Below are 453 nucleotides of genomic sequence, written 5' to 3' on the forward strand. Positions count from 1 at the left end.
GCCGTGGTCGGCACGGCCCTGCGGTCCGGGCAGCGCGACAGCGGCTTCGCCATGTCCCTGCGACCCGCCGCCGACGGCCCACTGGCCGGGTTGCTGGCCCGCAACGCGGCCACGGTGCCCGCCTACGGCGAGGATCTGAACCTTGCGGGTGTCCTGGAGCTGACCGCCACCTCGCTGGGCCAGGACGGCCCGCCCGGAGTGCCGGACGGCTGCCCAGGGCCGGCCGGCGTGGAGCCGGTCGAGCGCCGGGCGACCGTACGGGACCTCGCCGCCTTCGAACACGGTCCGGCCCCGGTGCTCGCCCTCGTCGGCCCGCCCGGCAGCGGGCGTACGACGCAACTGGCGGCTCTCGCCGCCCGCCGCGGCCGAGGCGCCGAACCGGCGCCCACGCTGTGGCTGCGCGGGGCCGACCTCCACGGCGACGACACCTCCCTCGCCGACGCCGCCCGCCGC

At 79.0% G+C, this 453-nt stretch carries 1 pseudogene; it reads left to right on the forward strand.

Annotation, left to right across the window (positions count from 1 at the left end):
- Window positions 1–453: pseudogene (locus CCN42_RS45495) on the forward strand (serine protease); the annotation flags it as partial.

It is taken from the genome of Streptomyces glaucescens (genome assembly GCF_002154375.1).
GTDB lineage: Bacteria > Actinomycetota > Actinomycetes > Streptomycetales > Streptomycetaceae > Streptomyces > Streptomyces glaucescens.